This window comes from Amycolatopsis alba DSM 44262, assembly GCF_000384215.1.
Classification (GTDB): Bacteria; Actinomycetota; Actinomycetes; order Mycobacteriales; family Pseudonocardiaceae; genus Amycolatopsis; species Amycolatopsis alba.
The window spans coordinates 7,033,288-7,050,782 of sequence record NZ_KB913032.1; the positions used below are offsets into that span (position 1 = coordinate 7,033,288).

Genomic DNA, 17,495 nt, shown 5'->3' on the forward strand with positions numbered 1-17,495 from the left:
CAAGGTCGTGCCGACCACGCCCTGGAACCTGACGGGGGAAGATTCCGGACGTTGAACGTCCGGAATCGTCCCGCTCGACCGCACCGCCATCCAGCACAGGTCGAGTCTCCTCGGCTGTCGAGCCTCTCAGCCGCCGAGCACGCCGCTGACCTCGTTCGGCGTTCCCGAAAGCGTGCCGGTCGCGGTCTTCGTCCCCGAGGCGAGATCGACCGAATGGATCTCCTTCTTGCCGGGATCGGTCACGTAGGCGGTTCCGCCCCGGACGAAGATCGCCGGACGCGGCTGCTGCCACTCGAGCGGCTCCTGCCACGAGCCGAGCACGGCGATCTTTCGCGTCACCGAACCGCTCACCGGATCGATCACGTGGATCTGGCCGTCGGTGCCCAGCACCAGGGCCTCGCCCTGAGGACCGCGGGCCAGCGATCGGAAGGTGTAACTGGTCCCGATGTCGACGTGCTTGATCGTGGCCTTCTCCGTGTCGATCAGGCTAACCCGGTTCGGGCGTTCGAGCTCGGCGGCCTTGTCGACCTTGTAGTCGCCCAAGGTGATCGGAGAGACGTCCGAACCCGACTGGTTGCCGATGCGGCCGTAGGGGTCCGGGCTGGTCACCTTGGTGATGACGCCGTTCCGATAGATCAGCGCGCCGGTTTCGCAGCCGACCACGACAGCTTCGCCCTGCGCGGCCGCCTCACCGTGCACGCCGGGGCACTGCTCATTGCGCGCGATCTCCTTCTTGTTCTTGTCCAGCACCACGATGCCGAGCCGCTTGTCCTTGTTCCCGATCGTGGTGACCAGCTCACCGTTTTCGAGTTCGACAGCCACCCCGTGATGCGCTTCCGGCGTCTTGTGTTTCGGCGAAGGCAGAGCGGAGGTGCCGATCGTTTTCGGATCGAAGACGGTCACTTCGCCGGTCCCGTCGGCGAACAGCACCGTCTTGCCTGCGTGCCGGACGACGTGCCCCGGCTTCGCGGCCTTCACCTCGTCGTCCGTCAGCACGGCACCGACGGCATCGAGTACCCGGAACCCGGTCGAGGTCGTGACCAAGAGATGCCGGTCGTTCCCGGCGGGGTTGATCCGGTTGAAGCCTTCCAGCGGGAAGTCCTTGGCCACCTTCAAGGTCTTCCCGTCGAGCAGGGCGATTCCGCCGTCGTAGGTGACGGCCACCGGGTTCGCGACGACGGGCGCCGCGTCCTTCCGGGCTTCGGCCGCGGGCTGTTCGGTCGCGCAGGCGGCGAGCGCGAGTGTGCTCACCGTCGTCGCCATCAACGCGACGTAACGGGTGGTTCGTGCCATTTCCATGTGCCTTTCGTCTGTTCCGGTCAGGAACGGGTCAATCCGGTGGTGATCGATTCGGTGTTGGCGCGCATCATTTCCAGATAGGTGGCCGCGCCCTGGCCAGGTTCGCTGAGCGATTCCGAGAACAGCGGGGTCACCGTGACGTGCAGTCCGGCCTGTTCGGCCAAGACCCGCGCGAGCCGGTCCGGTTGCGAGGAATCGGCGAAGACGACCGGCACTCCCGCCGTGCGGACGACGTCGGCGAGTGCTTTCAGATCCGAGGAACTGGGCGAGGCGAGCGTGGTTCCGCCGGGGATGACCGCGCCGACCACTTCGAAGCCGTATCGCTGGGCCAGGTAGCCGAACACATGGTGATTTGTGACGAGTTTCCTGCGTTCGGGCGGTATCCCGCGGAACTTCTCGGTCATCATCGTGTCGAGGGCCTCGATCTCCCCGCGATAGCGTTCGGCGTTGGCCCGGATCACCGTCTCGTCGACGCCGCCGACATGGGCGACGACCTCGTCGGCGATCGCCTTCACCACGTCGCGCACCCGCGCCGGGTCGGTCCAGAAATGGGGATCCGGCGCGTTCCCGGTGTGGCTGATCGGGTTCGCCCGCTCCCCCGCAGGCAGAGCGGGAACGCCGTTTTCCTCGGCGGTGCGGACCGTGCGCAGCATGCCCTCTTCGAGCCCGAGTCCGTTGTAGACGATCAGACCGGCGCGCTCGACCTGCGCCGCCTGCTGTGCGGAGATGCCGAACGAATGCGGGTCGGCGTTCGGCTTCATCAGCACGGTGACTTCGGCCTGATCACCGACGACGGCGCGGGTGATGTCGCCGAGGATGTTCGTGGTGACGACGACCGAAGCGTTGTTCCCGCCACTTCCGGAACATCCGGCCGCCGCCACCAGCGCGACGGCGAACAGCGCGAGCACCCGGCGCCTCATCGACCGGTCTCCACGATGTGCCCCGCCTTGCCGCCGACCTTCAGTGTCCTGGCGCGACGGAGGTTGTCGTTGTAGTCGATCTCGTACACGTCCGCCGAAAGCGGGTTGTTGACGTAGGCGCGGGTCGTGTCGACCTGCAGCGAAGGAATGTCGGCGGCGGTCGCTTCCGGAGTCAGGAGCTGGACCGACGCCTGTTCCTTTCCGGCGCCGTCATAGGAGCGCAGCGTTCCGTCACGGGTCAGGGCCAGTAGCGGACCGCCCTCCCCGACGGCGTTCACCGCGGCGACCGGTCCGGTCTCGACGTACTGCCAGCTCTGACGGCCGACATCCAAGGCCCACATGGCGGTCTCACCTGCCCGTGCCGCGAGTGTCGAGGCACCCGGTCGGTGGAAGAAGGCGGTAGCGCGTTCCTGCGCCGTGACGGCGCGCGGGTACGGAATCTTCGCGCCTGAGAACGCACCGTCCTTTTCGGTTACGAGCAACGCACCGTCCGAGCAACCGAACACGACCCCGCGCCGCGTCACCGCCTGCCCCTGCAGATCGGGACACGGCTCTTGGACGTCCGAAACGGCTTTGCCTTGCCGGTCATGAACGCGCACTCCACGAGCGAGCGGCTTCCCTGGGTCCGCAACCGAAGCGAGGATGTGTCCGCTGTACGGCACCGCGACGCCGGCATGTGGTTCCCTCGTGATCTTCCCCAGTTCGGCCACGGTTCCCTTGTCGAGCCGAGCCCGGTCGAGCAGCATGGCCGTACCGTCCGAATAGGACAGTGCCGAAACGGCGGGATCGCTGTAGGTCGTCAAGGGCTGCTTGCCCGGCACCACGCCGACGTCACGGACCTTCGCCCGGTAGTAGTGGACATGGTCGCCGTGGTCGACCATCCAGGCCCCACTGTCGATCACCCGGACAGTGCCGTCGCGCGCGGTCAAGTAGCCGAAGCGGCCGTCGCCGGTCAGGGCACGCACTCCGTCGACTCGGCCGGTCTCGTGCACCTCCTCGGTGATCAGGTCCACCACGCGTACAGCGCCCGTCTCGGCGTCGGCGACGATCAGTCGTGACTGCGCTTCTGCCGCTTCTTCGGCGCCTTCGACGTAGCCGTGCGGAACCTCCGGTGTCACCTCCTTCGGCTGCTCCCCAGTGCAAGCCGTCAAGGTCAGCACCGCGACGACCGCCGCCGCTGCTTTCAGTTTCATCGTGAGTTCTCCGGTGTCAGGAAACGGATTCGCTGTCGCACGAAGGACAGGAACGCGGAAAGGAAGAACAACAGGACCGCGCCGGCGGCGATGGTCGCGCCCGCGGCGGTGCCCCAATGCCAGGACACGAGCAGGCCGCCGACCGTGGCGGCGATGCCGAGCAGCGCCGCGATGAGCATGATCGTGGTGATCCGCCGCGACCAGAACAACGCCGCCGCGGCGGGAGCTATGAGCAGGCCGAACACCAGCAGGGTTCCCACCACGCGGAACGACGCGACGATCGTCAGCGTGACCAGTCCGAGCAGTACCGCGTTGGCCAGACGCGGGCGAAGCCCCAGCGTGTGCGCCTTCCGGACGTCGAAGGTGAGTGCGGTGAACGAACGATGCCCCAGCAGGGCCAACGCTCCCACGACGGCCAGGGTGATCGCGAGGCCGACCAGGTCGCCGGATCCGACGGCGAGCACGTCGCCGAAGAGGAATCCGGTGAGGTCGACCGCGAAGGACCGCGAGTGCGACACGATGATCACGCCGCTCGCGAGCATGCCGACGAAGAGCAGTCCGATCGTGGTGTCTTCGGACAGCCTTCGTGAACGCCCGAATGCCGTGACACCGAGCGCCATCACCCCGGCGCTGATCGCGGCGCCGATCAGCAGGTTCACGCCGGTCAGCGACGCGATCGCCACACCGGGCAACATGCCGTGCGACATGGCGTCCCCGATGAAGGCCATGCCCCGCAACACCACCCAGGTACCCACGATGGCGCACACCGCCGAAACCAGCACTCCCGCCACCAGCGCGCGCTGCACGAACGACACCTCGAAGGGGATCAGCAACCACTCCACGCGTCACACTATAGTGGTAATGATTGTCATTATCTGAAAGAGGGTGGGATGACCCCGGACACAGCGGCACTCACGATCGACCGCGCGCACGCGCACTACGGCTCCCGCGAAGTGCTGCGCGGGATCACCGCCCACATACCCTCGGCACGGCTCACCGCGATCGCAGGCGCGAACGGCGCAGGGAAGTCTTCGCTGCTCAACCTCGTCGCCGGCGTACTGCCACCGACCGCCGGATCGGTGACTCGCCGGGACCCTGGCCTGGTCGCCTACGTGACTCAGCAGAGCGAGGTGTCCCAGTCGCTGCCGATCACCGTCCGCGCCACCGTCACGATGGGGCGCTGGGCGCATCGCGGCCACTGGCGGCGACTGTCCGAACTGGACCGACGGATCGTCAGGGAATGCCTGGAAAGACTGGACATCACGTCGATCGCGGACCGGCTGATCGGCACGCTCTCCGGCGGCCAACGCCAGCGGGCACTGGTGGCGCAGGGATTGGCCCAGCAAGCCGGGCTGCTGCTGCTCGACGAGCCGTCTGCCGGTCTGGACCTGCACGCCCGCGGCCTGATCGACGAGGCACTGCACGCCACAGTCGCCGAAGGCACGACGGTCCTGCGCGTCACGCACGACCTCGAAGTGGCGGGCCGCGCCGATCACTGCCTGCTGTTACGGGACGGCCACCTCGTCGGCGAAGGTCCGCCTGCTTCGGTCTTGACCTCGGAACGCGTGGCGGACGCCTGGGGCCTGCCGGTGATTGACCGAGCCCGCAAACCACGCCAAGGAGGAACCGCGAGCCCAGATTGCCACTCAGAGTGAGTGACACTTGGCGGTCGCGACTGGACCAGTCACGACCGCCAAGTGTCCGGCCGATTGGTGCGAGGACTCTACGCGATCCTCAGTCGGCGGCGGAAGACTCTTCACTGTCGACCTCGGCGGCAAGCACTCGATTCGGACCCCGCAAGGGCCCAACCGCGTCATTGAGCGCGCTGAGCGCTACTTCGGGGTTATCCAATAGCGATGGATTACTGTCCAGTAGTGCAATCTCGTCCTGAGTGAGGTTGCGGACGTGTGGAACACCGTCGACCTTGACGAGGAGAATCGATCCGATTTGGATCAACGCCGTGGGAGTATTTTGAAGTGAGGCCAGGAGCTTGGCTACCGCGTCGCCTTGAGCCTGGTCCACCTCTGCCTGATTTTTGATCAAGAGCTGAAGTTCGATGCCTCGCTCCACCTTGTCGAGGCGACGACGCAACTCCTTTGATGTGCCGACTCGACGGAGTCTGTACACAAACGAGCGGCGCCATGATCCGACTTGAGGAGGATAGGCTCGAGAAACAGCAAAACCAGACTCTTCGAGAAGCTCCCTTACAGCCTCCTGCACGGTCTCACTGTCAGCCTCGTCTTCAATCCATATGCGTACAGGGATCGGCAGTCTTGCCGGAACTCCTGAATAGTGCAGTGACGCAGATATCCCTTTTGCCTCCGCGTCGCCTCTGAGATGGTCTTCCACCCTCCGCTGGAGAAACCTTTGAACGGCTACGGGCCGCAAACGTTCGTGCGGCGACAAGTGACCTTCGTCGTGAGGCGAGACCTTTCTACCGCGAACCCACCTTGTCGATTTCTTCTTTCGTTCTCCGGCAGAGCGAGCAGAACGCAGCGGTCCGTTGTTGCTCTTGGGCGACATCCGATCCTCCATTCATTCCTGCAGAACACTGGAGTAGCATCTTCTGACGGAAGTCGACTCGGAGCGCGACTTCGCTACAGATGATCCGCCGAGAGAGGAGCGTGGGTGACCACATCGGTAGAACGGACCTGGCAACGGATCATGGCGTTGCTGTCCGAACACGCACCCGCCACCGCACGAGAGATCCGGTCTCCCGCGCCGGCCGCGCACGTCGAGCGCCTTCGGAGCCGCCTCGGTCTCGAACTGCCGTCCGAGCTCCGTTCCTGGTGGGCTGTCATGGACGGCGTCGACGACCAGCGGGATCACGGATCCGGGAACCAGTCCGGATACCTGCTTCCGAAGGACTACCTGCCACTCTCGGTGACGCGGGCCGAGGAGGAGCACGCCAGGCAGTCGCGATACCCCGACCCGAATTGCTGCACTCCCGAAGGAAATCACCACAAGCAGGCCGGCGACGGCGGTTTTCCGTTCTGTACCGCGGTCCTGCCCATCGGCCGCGAAATCGGCGGCGGCCTGCTCTGTGTCGATCTCCGGCCAGGCGACGACCACGGCCGCGTCATGGAGTGGAACGCCAGCGAAGGGGTTTACCGGTCCGATTGGGCCAACGTGACCGAGATCCTCGACGAGATCGCCGAGCGCCTCGACAAATACGTCCACGACCGTGAACCGGCTTATCGCGAAAGGCGTCCCGTCATCAGTGACGGCGAGCTCAGCTGGCCTTGACCGCGAAAGCGATCGCACCGTGACGTTCAGCGTCTCCTCCGCGAAGTTCCCGAGCCTGTGCCACGACCTCCGTTCACGGCTCGATGAGCCCGGCTCGGATGGCGTAGCGGGTGAGTTCGAGGCGGTCCTTCAGCCCGAGTTTGTGCAGCAGGTTGGCCCGGTGCCGTTCAACGGTCTTGACACTGATGACGAGCAGATCGGCGATCTCCCTGGAGGAGTGGCCTTCTGCGACGAGTTTGAGGATCTCCTCCTCCCGATCGGTGATGGCCTTGGCCAGCAGTTCGGTGCCGTCGCGGGCGCGGTCGAGGTAATTGCGGATCACGGCGTTGACCGCTCCGAGGTAAAGGAAGGGCTCGCCGCGCATGGCGGCACGGCAGGCTTCCAGCAGATCGCGGTCGGCGACGGACTTCAGCACGTAGCCCGACGCGCCTGCCTTGAGCGCCTCGAAGAAGTACTGCTCGTTGTCGTACATCGTCAGGATGAGGATCCGCAGATCGGGCTGGAGCCGAGAAGGTTCCCGCGCGGCCTGCAGTCCGGTCAGCCGCGGTCCTTCGCGCTCGGGGCCGATTTCGGCGGGAACGGCACCGCCGTCGCCGCCAGCGCCAACGTCGTCGCGCTCGGTATCGCCGCCCGGTCCGGCCACCGGATCACGTTCTGGCAGTTCACCAAGCACGGCATCGTCGTGACGGCACTGAGCACGGTGTTGGCATGGATTTACGCCTGGTTGCGGTACCTCACCCGACAGCGGGAGCAAAATCACCCAGAGTGACCACCTAGGCTGCCAGGACGTCCGTCCGTCAGTGAGGAAATCGCGTATGTCAGCCGCCGAAGCAGCGGAAACGCCCCGCCGCTATCGGCCCGAGTTACAGGGACTGCGTGCCGTCGCGGCACTGCTGGTCGTGGTCTATCACGTATGGCTGGGCCGGATCTCCGGCGGCGTCGACGTCTTCTTCCTGATCTCCGGGTTCCTGATCACCGGCCAGCTGGTCCGGGCCGCCGGTCGCGGCCGGATCGAGTTCCGCCCGCTGTGGGGCCGGATGATCAAACGGCTGTTCCCCGCTGCGCTGACCGTCCTGCTCGCGGTGCTCGCGCTGGGGATCTGGCTGCTTCCGCAGGACCGGTGGTTCCAGACGATCAAGGAGGTCTTCGCCTCCGCGCTGTACGTCGAGAACTGGCGGCTGGCCGCCGATTCGGTCGACTACTTCGCGCAGCACAACACGGCCAGCGTCGTCCAGCACTACTGGTCGCTGTCCATCCAGGGGCAGTTCTACATCGTGTGGCCGTTGCTGATCGGGCTGGTGGCGTTCGCCGCCACCCGGCTGCGCCGTTCCCTCACCGGCACGGTCGCGATCACGCTCGGCGTCCTGTTCGCGGTGTCCCTGGCCTATTCGGTGCGCTTGACCGCGACCAACCAGCCACTGGCCTACTTCCACTCCCTCACCAGGGTCTGGGAGTTCGCCCTCGGCGGGCTGCTCGCTCTCGCCATCGACCGTTTCGTGCTTCCCCGGCTGGTTCGGATCCTGCTGGGCTGGCTCGGCATGGCCGGGCTCGTGACCTGCGGGATGATCCTGGACGTCGGCGAGGTGTTCCCCGGCTGGGCCGCCCTCTGGCCCACCGTCTCCGCCGCGCTGGTCATCATCGCCGGGGCGACCGGCAGCCCGGCAGGTGCGGACCGGTTCCTGTCGTCCCGGCCGCTGGTGTACCTCGGCAACCTCAGCTACGCGCTGTACCTGTGGCACTGGCCGGTCCTGCTGTTCTACTTGATCGCCCGTAACCGTGAGGCGGTCGGTTTACTCGGTGGCGCCGCGGTGATCGGGGTCTCCCTGGTCCTGGCGGCCGCCACCTATCGGTTCGTCGAGGAGCCGGTGCGGAAGTCCGCGGTCGGCGAACGGACGCGTTGGGGCTCGTACCGATTCGCCGTGCTCGCGCTGCTCCCGGTGTTGCTGGTCGCGAGCACCTGGCAAGTGGTGAGCGCCAAGAAGGCCGACTTCTCGCTCGCGCTCGACGACGACCATCATCCCGGCGCGATGGCACGTGACCCCGAGAAGCCGAAGAAACCTTTGCCCGGCAAGGAAGCCGTGCCGCCGTTGATCGCCGTCCCGAACGACTGGGGCGGTATCCCCGACGCGCAGTGCACACCTTCCCGGTTCGACAAGATCCTCGAGGTCTGCACTTCCCGGCCGGAGACGACCCCGACGAAGACGATCGTCGCCGTCGGCGATTCGCATATGCAGCAGTATCTCGCCGCGATCAAACCCATGGCGGAGAAGAACGGCTACCAGGTCTCCTTCATGCTCAAGGGCGCCTGCCCGTTCTCGACGACGTCGGACGCGATGCCCGGCGACGCGGGCTGTCTCGCGTGGAATTCCGCGGCGCAGAAGGAAATCCTGGCGATGCGACCCGATGCCGTCCTGACCCTGTCCACTCGCGACGTCCGGGTCGGCCCCACCGAGAAGACGCCTCAGGGCTTCGTCGAGCAGTGGAAGGCCCTCGATCGTGCCGGGATCCCCGTCGTGGCGATTCGCGACAGTCCCCGTCCCGGTTTCTCTCCTCCCGGCTGCATCGAAGCCAACGGTGTCAAAGCCCCCGAATGCAGCGTTCCCCGAAAGCAGCTGCTCGCCGAGCCGCCGTACGAGAAACTCGCGGACATCCCCGCGAACGTCTCCCTGCTCGACTTCAGCGACTACTTCTGCGGACGGGGTCTCTGCCGTCCTGTCGTGGGAAATGTGCTGGTGTACATGGACGACAACCACGTCACAGCCAGCTTCATGACCACGCTCTCTCCCGTGCTGGAACGAGGAATGATCAGCGCTCTCGGCTGGTGACACCGAGCAGTGCCGCGACAGCCTCGCGCGCCTGCCGGGCCGGAGCCGGGTCTCCGCTGATGCCGGCCGTCACAATGGCCCCTTCGGCGAGCAAGAACACCGGTTCGGTCAGCGCCTGCCCGGTTGCCCGCACCCAGGTGTCGATCTGCTCGTGGAACGCCCGTTTGTGCGCCCGCACTTCGGCCAGCACCGCCTCGGACGACGGACCGAATTCGCCGTGGGCGTTGATCCAGGCGCAGCCGCGGAAGCCGGGTTCGGCGAACCAGTCGGCGAGCCAGTCGAAGAGCGACAGAACCCGCTCGCGGGGATCCGGGACCTGCTCGACATGGGCGGCCAGACTGCCCCTCCAGCGCCGATCGCGACGTCGGAGCATCGCCACCACGAGGTCTTCCTTGGCTTCGAAGAACCGGTAGATCCGTTTCAGCGACAAACCGGACGCCGTGCGGACCTGATCCATGCCGACCGCCTGGATCCCATTCGCGTAGAAGAGTTTCTCGGCGGCGTCGAGCAGGGCCTCGCGATCCACGCGGTTCTGCTCGTCGGTGACGGCGGCCGGCATGCAAGACTCCCTTGACGTTGAGAACGTGCGTTCCCTACTGTAGTCACCAGATGAAGAGAACGCACGTTCTCCACTTGAGGAGGCCCACGATGCCGGAAGATCGCCCGCCCTGCCCGCCGTTCACGCGGGAGACGGCTTTGAAGAAGGTCCAAGCGGCCGAGGACGGCTGGAACACCCGCGATCCCCACCGGGTGGCCTCGGCGTACACACCGGATTCGGTGTGGCGGAACCGGGACACGTTCGTCCGGGGCCGCGAGGAGATCGTCGCCTTCCTGACCGGGAAATGGGAGCGGGAACAGGACTACGCGCTGCGCAAGAACCTCTGGACGTTCACGGAGAACCGGATCGCCGTCCGGTTCCAGTACGAATGGCACGACCGGGCCGGACAGTTCTGGCGCAGCTACGGCAACGAACTCTGGGAGTTCGACGAGCACGGTCTCATGAGCCGCCGTGAGGCGAGCATCAACGACGTGGCCATCTCCGAGGCCGATCGGCGCATCCACGGTCCGCGTCCCGAAGAGGAACACGGCGTCGACTTCCCGCTCCGGTAGCGCCGCCGATCAGTCGACGATCGTGGCAATCTCCCACAGCCCCAGGGACTTGTCGGCGTACGCGCCGCCCTCTTCGGTGCATCCCTCGACCAGCACCGCCAGCGGCTCCGGGAATCCGAACGGTTCCCGGCACAGGTTCAACGGCCTCCAGTCGCCCGTCACGATGTCGGCGTTGGTGCCCAGTTCGGTGAAAGTCGTGGTCAGCAGGTACCGGGAGCCGCTGCGCCGGAGATTGCGCAACGCCCGCTCGATGTCGGCGAAACTCAGGTGCACCAAGCAATCCCGGCACAGCACCAGATCGGCGGACGGCAGCGGATCACCGGTCAGGTCGAGCGTCCGGAACTCCCGCACCGGATCGTCCCGGAACCGTGCGGCGTTCGACTCGACCAGATCGGTGACGATGTCGGCACCGATGTACCGGTCCAGGTCGAGATCCACTTCACTGAGCCAGCCGAAATCCCCGCATGGCAAATCGAGCAGGGTGCGCACGCCGAAGCGTTCGAAGAGAATCGGCAGTTGCTCGCGGAGCTCCCGCGTCTGGACCGCCTCGGAACCAGGTCCGGACACCGACGAGGAAGCCCACAATCGGGATCGGAAGATGTAGGTGAAACGGTCCTGGGTCCCCATGCTTTCCAGCTCTTCGGCGACCCGTCGGAAGTTGACCTGCGCGGTGGTGATCGGTCGTTCGTCCACACTGTCATCGTAGATCGATTCGACCACTCACGAGACCAGGAGCACGCCGATGACCGAATGGGACGTCGAACGCAGCCGCCTGTTGAGAACGAGTGCCCGCGATCTGGCCGAGACGGCGTTGGCGAACGTCGTACGCGAATATCCGCACCACGAAAGTCACTGGCACTTCGAAAACGTGCCGATCCCTTCCCCGAAACAGTCACATCCGTGCTTTTACGGCAGTTTCGACTGGCATTCCTGTGTGGAGATGTTCTGGGTACTCGTGCGCTTGCTGCGTCACCATCCCGACCTGGTGCCCGCGGCGGAGATCCGCAGCGTGCTCAACGACCACCTGACCGCCGAAGCGCTCGCCGGTGAGGTCGCGTTCTTCACTCCCGACGAGCATCGCACCACCCAACGCCCCTACGGCTGGTCGGCGCTGCTGGAACTCACCTTCGAGACCGCCACCTGGGACGACCCGGACGCCGGACGGTGGTCGACGGGCCTGCGAGAGTTGAGCGCGGTCTTCGTGACCCGCTACCTCGACTGGTTGCCCCAGGCCACCTATCCGATCCGGTACGGCGTGCACGACAACGGCGCGTTCGGTCTGTCCCGCGCCCTGCCCTACGCCGGCCACCTCACCGACCCACGGCTGCACCAGGTCATCACCGAGACCGCCTGGCGATGGTTCGGCTCCGACCACGACTATCCCGCTTCCTGGGAACCTTCCGGGGCCGACTTCCTGTCCCCTGCCCTGGCCGAAGCCGAACTGATGGCCCGTCTGCTGCCCGAGAGCGAGTTCGACGGCTGGCTGCACAGGTTCCTGCCCGGTATCGCCGACCGGAAGCCCGCGAGCCTGTTCAGCCCGGCGATCGTGACCGATCCCTCCGACGGGCAGATCGCCCACCTGCACGGTCTCAACCTGCACCGCGCCTGGTGCTGGCATCGTCTCGCCCAAGCTCTCCCCCACGGCGACGATCGCGTCCCTGCCATCCTCGACGCCGTGCACACGCACACCCAGGCTTCGCTGCCCCAGTCCACAGGCGGTGCGTACATGGTCGAGCACTTCCTGGCCTACTACGCGCTCCTCCTGCTCGGCTGAAGCGAATCGAGCCGTTCAGTAGGCGGTGAGACCACCGTCGACGACGAGTTCCGTCCCGGTGACGAACGAAGATCCGTCGCCTGCCAGGAAGAGCATCGCCGAGGCGACCTCGGCGGGGACACCCGCGCGGCGCATGGGAGTGCGCACGATGTCGGGCTGCCGGTCGCCCTGTTCGTCGAGCAGGTCCTGGATCATCGGGGTGGCGATGACACCGGGGTGCACCGAATTGACCCGGACGCCACGGGTCGCGTATTCGACGGCGGCTGTCTTGGTCAGCAGCCGCACGGCTCCCTTGGACGCCTGGTACGCGGCGGCCGCCCCGCTGCCGACCAGGCCGAGCACCGAGGAGGTGTTGACGACCGAGGCGTTGCCGGAGGCACGCAACAGGGGCATGGCGGCCTTCATCCCGAGCCAGGTCCCGGTCTGGTTGACCGCGATCACTCGCTCCCAGGCGTCCTGGGTGGTGTCCTCGATGCCGGGCCAGTCCACGATGCCGGCGAGGTTGACCAGGACGTCCAGCCTTCCGAAGCGCTGCCGGGTCAGCTGGATGACCTCGTCCCAGTTCTCGGCCGAAGAAACGTCCAAGCGAGCCCCCAAGATCTCGGCGCCGGTCACCTCGATGCGGGAAACGAGCTCATCGAGCGCGTGCCGGTCGATGTCGGTGACGATCAGGCGGGCGCCTTCGCGGGCGAACAGGTCCGCGGTGGCTCGTCCGATCCCGCCGGTCGCGCCGGTGATCAGCGCGACCTTGCCCTCCAGTACGCGGCCAGGCCGGAGCGGGCTCATCGGCGCACCTCGTCGGACTCTCGGTACAGAACGAGATGCTCGTGATGGAGCACGCCGTCGCGGATATCGCCCGTCGCGGTGAAGCCGGTGTCGTCCACGTAGTCGAGATGGTTTCCGGTCACCGTGTAGCGACCGGTGTAGGCGCTGCGGCGGGCACCGCGCGCTTCGTCGTAGCGCCCGTCAGCGCGCAGTTCCTGCCTGATGTGCCCGTCCGCGGTGACCCACATGCCGACCACGTCGATTTCGTCTGTCATACCGGCAAGCCTCGGCGTCGGCAGGATCCGGCGGCAGGACACGTGGTGGCTGGGTGCGCCACACCCAGTCAACCGGGCTGACGACGTCCTACGCTGGGTGCCATGGGCAGTGGTGAGCTGGGCGCGTTCCTGCGTGCGCGCCGCGCGGGACGGACCCCCGAAGAAGCGGGCGTGCTTTATTCCGGCCGCCGCAAGGTTCCTGGGCTGCGTCGCGAGGAAGTGGCCGTGCTCGCCGGGGTGAACGCCGACTACTACACCCGCCTGGAGCAGGGCCGCGAAACCCACCCGTCGCCGCAGGTGCTCGACGCGCTTTGCCGTGCCCTGGATCTCGACCCCGACGCCCGCGAGCACCTGTACCGGTTGGCCGGGGCGACACCGGACGCCACACCCACGCCGTCACCCCGGACGGTGCGCCCCGAACTGCGGCAACTCATGGACGGCTACCCCCACACCCCCGCCTTCGTGATCGATCCGATCCTGGACGTCCTCGCCACGAACGCTCTCGCCGACGCGCTGTTCTCGCCGTTCAGCGTGGCGGACAACCTCGCCAGGATGACTTTCCTCGACCCCGCAGGAAAACGGTTCTACGCACGCTGGGACTGGACAGCGCAGGCCACCGTGGCGAACCTGCGAGTCGCGGCGGGCTTCGGCGCGCACGACTCCGGCCTGCGGGCGCTGGTGACGGAACTCGGCGAAGGCAGCGCGCGATTCCGGGAGCTGTGGGAGACCCATCAGGTACGCGGCAAGACCCGTGAACCCAAACATCTCGTGCATCCCGACGTCGGTCCGCTCACCCTCACCTATCAAGCGTTCGACGTGCGCGGTGCCCCTGGCCAGCAGCTGATCATCTATCACGCCGAACCGGCCACGCCGAGCGCTCACGCCCTCGCGCTGCTGAGCAGTCTTCACGCCACGCGTGCGGCCGACGCCTGACCCGCGAGAACATGTCCGGAGTGTGACCACCCGATCAGAGCAGTCACTCGCTGTTGGTGAGCCAAGTGCCACACCATGGCGCACCCGGCCGCCTGTTCGAGTGAACCCACCGTGAACATCGATGCTCGGATTTGGTCGAAGTTGAACGCAATCGGTGGTTGCGATCAGTATTTTTCACACCGCGGAAGCAACGCGCACGACTTCGACAATATGCTTCTCCACCTGCGCGGATCAGTGCGATGCCGCAAGCAGTGACGACCAGGGAAGGCAAGCCATCGGACCGTCGAGCCCGTCTGGCGGCACTCGTCCATTCGGCGCCACCAACTACTTTTAGTAGTTTCCAGAGTCACCCAGACCGCTGAGCGACGCGTGCATACCGTTCAGCGCGACACACGCAGTACTACTGAACGGTCACAGTCTGCTTTCGCCAAGATGTTCTCAGCCGCACCGGGTCAAGAACCGGTAACGCGCGCGTGGCCCCCTGCTGTCACAGGAGGCCACGCGGATGTCCATTCGCCCGCTCGCTAGAACAAGGACAGGACGCCGTGACCTTACAGCCTGATAATGCGACGACACCAGACAACGGCCCGCCCCGACGGGTCAAAGTCGTCATCGAGCACTTCGAAAAGCCACCTCGCCGAGTCGCCACCTCCGCGGAGATGATCCGTGCCGCGCGGCCTCTCCTGAGGTGCCCCGGACGCCACCGCAAAGTGCAGACCCGCGACAGCTGGCTCTGCCTGGCGATGGCGGTCCTCGCCGGCTGGGCTCCGACCCTGCGGATGTGCCTCCTGCTGACGATCGGCGGCGGAATCGTCGTCGGCGTCGTCAGGATCAGCACGCCTCAGGTCGGCGCGTCGGCGGGAACCTGCGTCGGTCTGCTGACCCTTTTCGGCGCCTGGATCGTCAAAGCCCGCCAAGGGAAGCAGCGTCGGGAGCCGAGTCTGTAGCTCGAAGGTCGCCCCGTGCCTGCCGGATCGACGGCAGGCACGGGGCGCGGCTCTGTCGAAAACTGCCCACACCTGCCGGTCGACCTCCGGTTAAATGATCGCGAAGTCCCCGACATGTGAGGAGATCTTGTGCGGAGAGCTAGAAGACTGGGGGCCCTGGCCGTTTCGGTGCTGGCAGCGACCACGGCACTGGGCAGTCCGGCGTCGGCCGACACCGTGCAGTCGTTCCACACATCGCTCGACCCCGCTTCGGTGCGGGAGTCGGTGCGGTACCTGGTCGAGAGCTACCAGGTGAACGAGCAGGAGGCATTACGCCGTCTGGAGTTGCAGACAGACGGCGTCAAGCTGGACGAGCTGCTGCGCCGCGATCGCGGCGCCGAGTACGGCGGCATGTGGCTCGACCAGGACAAGGGCCAGCTGGTGGTGGCCATGACCAAACCCGCGGCGGCCGAGCCGTATCTCAAGGCGATGCCTGTTCGTGCCGCCGTGCGCACGCAACAGGTTCAGCATTCGTTGCAGCAGCTCACAGCCGCGAAGGAACGCGTCGCGGCCAAGGTCGGCGCGGGACCGGAAGCGGTCTACCTGCCGTCGGTCAGTGAGTCCGAAAACCGTGTCGTTCTGTGGGAACGCGACTGGGTGGCACAGGAGAAGGCGGCCGTGCGTGCCGCCGTCGACGTCGTGGCCACCGAGACGAACACCGCTCGCAAGGCCGCGGCGGCGGAATCCGGCATGGTCGTCTCCCGCGTGCTGAAGAACCCGAACGCGCTGTCCACGCCGAATGTGGATCTGGGTTTCTGTCATCCGCTCTATTGCACGAACTACGGCCCGATGCGCGGCGGACTCCGGTTGGACATGAAGCGGGACGACGGCACCTGGGGCGGCTGCACCAGCGCCTTCAACCTGCGGTCCACCGGCGGCGGTTTCCCCGGCAAGGGCTGGGTTCTGACCGCGGGTCACTGCATGCGGACGAAGACCAACAACACGCCGACGCAGCACAACGGCAACGACGTGCTGCAGCAGCACGGCATCGAGAAGAGCTCCTACCCGTACGACTACGCGGCCCTGCCGTACGTCAACGACGCGGCGTCGACGAAGTGGCTCGAAGGCCAGACCGGCCGCAACCGGGTGCTGAAGTACTGCCGCAACGGTGGCATGGACAGCAACGGTGACACCCCGTGTGGTGCTCAGGCCACCTCGGTCGACGAGTACATCACCGGCGCCCGCAAGCTCGCCGACATCAAGGCCGGGTATGTCGTCTGCGCTTCCGGGACGGCTTCGAGCGCCGTGAACTACCCCGATTCCGTCGACAGCGGCGCGGGCGCCGGCTACCTCGTCGGTACCCGCTGCGGCCGGGTCCTGTCCACGGACGTCGGCATCAACACCGACCTGTGCGCCCGTCCGGGCGACAGCGGCGGACCGCTGTTCAGCCAGGCCGACCACGCGGCGCTGGGCATCCTGATCGGCAACCAGCAGTCCCGGTCGGGCCCCTGCCAGGCCGGTGAGCTGAACAACTACGCGCCGATCGAGACGATCACCACCGATCTCAGCGAGCGGATCGCCGGCAAGGGATCCCAGTTCGCGGTGATCACGACTCCGAACGGCTGATCCTCTGAGTACGTGAAGGCCCCCTTCATTGCTTCTAGCGCAATGAAGGGGGCCTTCACGTACGTCTAGCTGGTCAGCAAAGGACCTTCGTATCGCAACGTGTCGCCCTCGGCGTACACCCGGACCGTCAACTCCGGCGGGTCCCACGGCGCGAACACCTCGTCGACCGTCCGGGGCTCGGGTCCCAGATCCACGTCCACAGCGAAGGTGTGATCCACGATGTCGGCCTGGACGACGACCCCGTCCGCGTCGGCAACCTCCACACGGCTCACCCCGGTGTCGATCGCGCCCAGCACACCCGGCCGCGAACTCCACACCGCGAACCCGCTCTCAGTGGTGTCGCGCCCGTACCCGGTGCTCATGATGTTGAACAGCGTGCGCTCCCCCTCCCGGAAGATGCACTCCGCTTCGACGCCTGAATCGTGGTAAGCCAGCAATCGCCCGTTCGCGGTGCCCGCCCGGAGCCGGGCCCCCGGATGCCACCCGGCGTGCGTCACCGCCTCCGTCGACCCCGCGATCTCCGCGGACCGGTAAAGCTCGGTCAAGGTCGTCAGCTCCGCTATCCACTGCTCGACTACTTCATCCTTCGCTGGGGCCACTACG

General features: G+C 66.3%; 19 protein-coding genes. 8 read left to right on the plus strand and 11 right to left on the minus strand.

Features of this window, described 5'->3' with window-relative positions:
- Positions 1-126: 126 nt before the first annotated feature.
- From aztD to aztB, 4 genes are read right to left on the minus strand one after another with little or no spacing between them, the layout of a single operon-like run.
- Positions 127-1,293 (minus strand): zinc metallochaperone AztD, encoded by a 1,167-nt coding sequence (gene aztD, locus AMYAL_RS0133135; protein ID WP_093976602.1) that lies wholly within the window; start codon positions 1,291-1,293, stop codon positions 127-129.
- Positions 1,294-1,319: 26 nt separating this feature from the next.
- Positions 1,320-2,219 (minus strand): zinc ABC transporter substrate-binding protein AztC, encoded by a 900-nt coding sequence (aztC, locus tag AMYAL_RS0133140; protein ID WP_020635594.1) that lies wholly within the window; start codon positions 2,217-2,219, stop codon positions 1,320-1,322.
- Complete coding sequence (locus AMYAL_RS0133145; protein WP_020635595.1) at positions 2,216-3,412, minus strand: hypothetical protein; 1,197 nt, start codon at positions 3,410-3,412, stop codon at positions 2,216-2,218. The genes aztC and AMYAL_RS0133145 overlap by 4 nt, the downstream gene beginning before the upstream one ends.
- Entirely contained in the window at positions 3,409-4,254 is an 846-nt protein-coding gene (aztB, locus tag AMYAL_RS0133150; protein ID WP_020635596.1) for a zinc ABC transporter permease AztB, read from the minus strand. Before aztB ends, AMYAL_RS0133145 begins: the two co-directional genes overlap by 4 nt.
- 48 nt (positions 4,255-4,302) lie before the next feature.
- Between aztB and aztA the strand changes: the two genes are divergently transcribed.
- The gene (aztA, locus tag AMYAL_RS0133155; protein ID WP_020635597.1) at positions 4,303-5,067 is read left to right on the plus strand and encodes a zinc ABC transporter ATP-binding protein AztA; all 765 of its coding nucleotides are present in this window, start codon (positions 4,303-4,305) and stop codon (positions 5,065-5,067) included.
- Between the two features lie 79 nt (positions 5,068-5,146).
- Here aztA and AMYAL_RS49530 read toward each other — a convergent pair whose 3' ends face one another.
- Positions 5,147-5,761 carry a hypothetical protein gene (locus tag AMYAL_RS49530; RefSeq protein ID WP_143267826.1) on the minus strand — a complete coding sequence of 205 codons (615 nt, stop codon included), beginning with the start codon at positions 5,759-5,761 and terminating at the stop codon, positions 5,147-5,149.
- Between the two features lie 279 nt (positions 5,762-6,040).
- On the opposite strand from AMYAL_RS49530, the gene AMYAL_RS0133165 reads away from it, so the two are divergent.
- Positions 6,041-6,658, plus strand: a complete 618-nt coding sequence (locus tag AMYAL_RS0133165; RefSeq protein ID WP_026467647.1) for an SMI1/KNR4 family protein — start codon at positions 6,041-6,043, stop codon at positions 6,656-6,658.
- 73 nt (positions 6,659-6,731) lie between these two features.
- Here the strand turns inward: AMYAL_RS0133165 and AMYAL_RS0133170 are convergent, their stop codons facing one another.
- Entirely contained in the window at positions 6,732-7,301 is a 570-nt protein-coding gene (locus AMYAL_RS0133170) for a LuxR C-terminal-related transcriptional regulator (RefSeq protein WP_245193208.1), read from the minus strand.
- A gap of 172 nt (positions 7,302-7,473) precedes the next feature.
- Here AMYAL_RS0133170 and AMYAL_RS0133175 point away from each other — a divergent pair, with 172 nt between their 5' ends.
- A complete protein-coding gene (locus tag AMYAL_RS0133175; protein ID WP_020635601.1) occupies positions 7,474-9,483 on the plus strand; it encodes an acyltransferase family protein in 2,010 nt (669 codons plus the stop codon).
- Here the strand turns inward: AMYAL_RS0133175 and AMYAL_RS0133180 are convergent.
- Positions 9,464-10,042: a TetR/AcrR family transcriptional regulator gene (locus AMYAL_RS0133180; RefSeq protein WP_020635602.1), complete on the minus strand. Its 579-nt coding sequence runs from the start codon at positions 10,040-10,042 to the stop codon at positions 9,464-9,466. The two genes, AMYAL_RS0133175 and AMYAL_RS0133180, sit on opposite strands and share 20 nt — an antisense overlap.
- Positions 10,043-10,131: 89 nt before the next feature.
- On the opposite strand from AMYAL_RS0133180, the gene AMYAL_RS0133185 reads away from it, so the two are divergent.
- Positions 10,132-10,593 (plus strand): nuclear transport factor 2 family protein, encoded by a 462-nt coding sequence (locus AMYAL_RS0133185; RefSeq protein ID WP_020635603.1) that lies wholly within the window; start codon positions 10,132-10,134, stop codon positions 10,591-10,593.
- A 9-nt stretch (positions 10,594-10,602) separates the two neighbouring features.
- Here AMYAL_RS0133185 and AMYAL_RS0133190 read toward each other — a convergent pair whose 3' ends face one another.
- On the minus strand, positions 10,603-11,286 hold the full coding sequence (locus AMYAL_RS0133190) for a class I SAM-dependent methyltransferase (RefSeq protein WP_039795936.1): 684 nt from the start codon (positions 11,284-11,286) through the stop codon (positions 10,603-10,605).
- Between the two features lie 49 nt (positions 11,287-11,335).
- On the opposite strand from AMYAL_RS0133190, the gene AMYAL_RS0133195 reads away from it, so the two are divergent.
- Complete coding sequence (locus AMYAL_RS0133195) at positions 11,336-12,367, plus strand: DUF2891 domain-containing protein (protein ID WP_020635605.1); 1,032 nt, start codon at positions 11,336-11,338, stop codon at positions 12,365-12,367.
- Between the two features lie 15 nt (positions 12,368-12,382).
- Here AMYAL_RS0133195 and AMYAL_RS0133200 read toward each other — a convergent pair whose 3' ends face one another.
- Positions 12,383-13,153 carry an SDR family NAD(P)-dependent oxidoreductase gene (locus AMYAL_RS0133200; protein ID WP_020635606.1) on the minus strand — a complete coding sequence of 257 codons (771 nt, stop codon included), beginning with the start codon at positions 13,151-13,153 and terminating at the stop codon, positions 12,383-12,385.
- A complete protein-coding gene (locus tag AMYAL_RS0133205; RefSeq protein ID WP_020635607.1) occupies positions 13,150-13,407 on the minus strand; it encodes an Atu4866 domain-containing protein in 258 nt (85 codons plus the stop codon). Before AMYAL_RS0133205 ends, AMYAL_RS0133200 begins: the two co-directional genes overlap by 4 nt.
- Positions 13,408-13,509: 102 nt before the next feature.
- On the opposite strand from AMYAL_RS0133205, the gene AMYAL_RS0133210 reads away from it, so the two are divergent.
- The 3 genes from AMYAL_RS0133210 to AMYAL_RS0133220 all read left to right on the plus strand — a co-directional run bounded on the left by AMYAL_RS0133210 (position 13,510) and on the right by AMYAL_RS0133220 (position 16,892).
- Positions 13,510-14,340, plus strand: a complete 831-nt coding sequence (locus tag AMYAL_RS0133210; RefSeq protein ID WP_020635608.1) for a helix-turn-helix transcriptional regulator — start codon at positions 13,510-13,512, stop codon at positions 14,338-14,340.
- 710 nt (positions 14,341-15,050) lie between these two features.
- Positions 15,051-15,287: a hypothetical protein gene (locus AMYAL_RS0133215; protein WP_245193210.1), complete on the plus strand. Its 237-nt coding sequence runs from the start codon at positions 15,051-15,053 to the stop codon at positions 15,285-15,287.
- Between the two features lie 129 nt (positions 15,288-15,416).
- On the plus strand, positions 15,417-16,892 hold the full coding sequence (locus tag AMYAL_RS0133220; RefSeq protein WP_245193212.1) for a trypsin-like serine protease: 1,476 nt from the start codon (positions 15,417-15,419) through the stop codon (positions 16,890-16,892).
- Between the two features lie 65 nt (positions 16,893-16,957).
- On the opposite strand, the gene AMYAL_RS0133225 is transcribed toward AMYAL_RS0133220, so the two are convergent.
- Positions 16,958-17,437 (minus strand): hypothetical protein, encoded by a 480-nt coding sequence (locus AMYAL_RS0133225; protein ID WP_245193213.1) that lies wholly within the window; start codon positions 17,435-17,437, stop codon positions 16,958-16,960.
- Positions 17,438-17,495 lie beyond the last annotated feature (58 nt).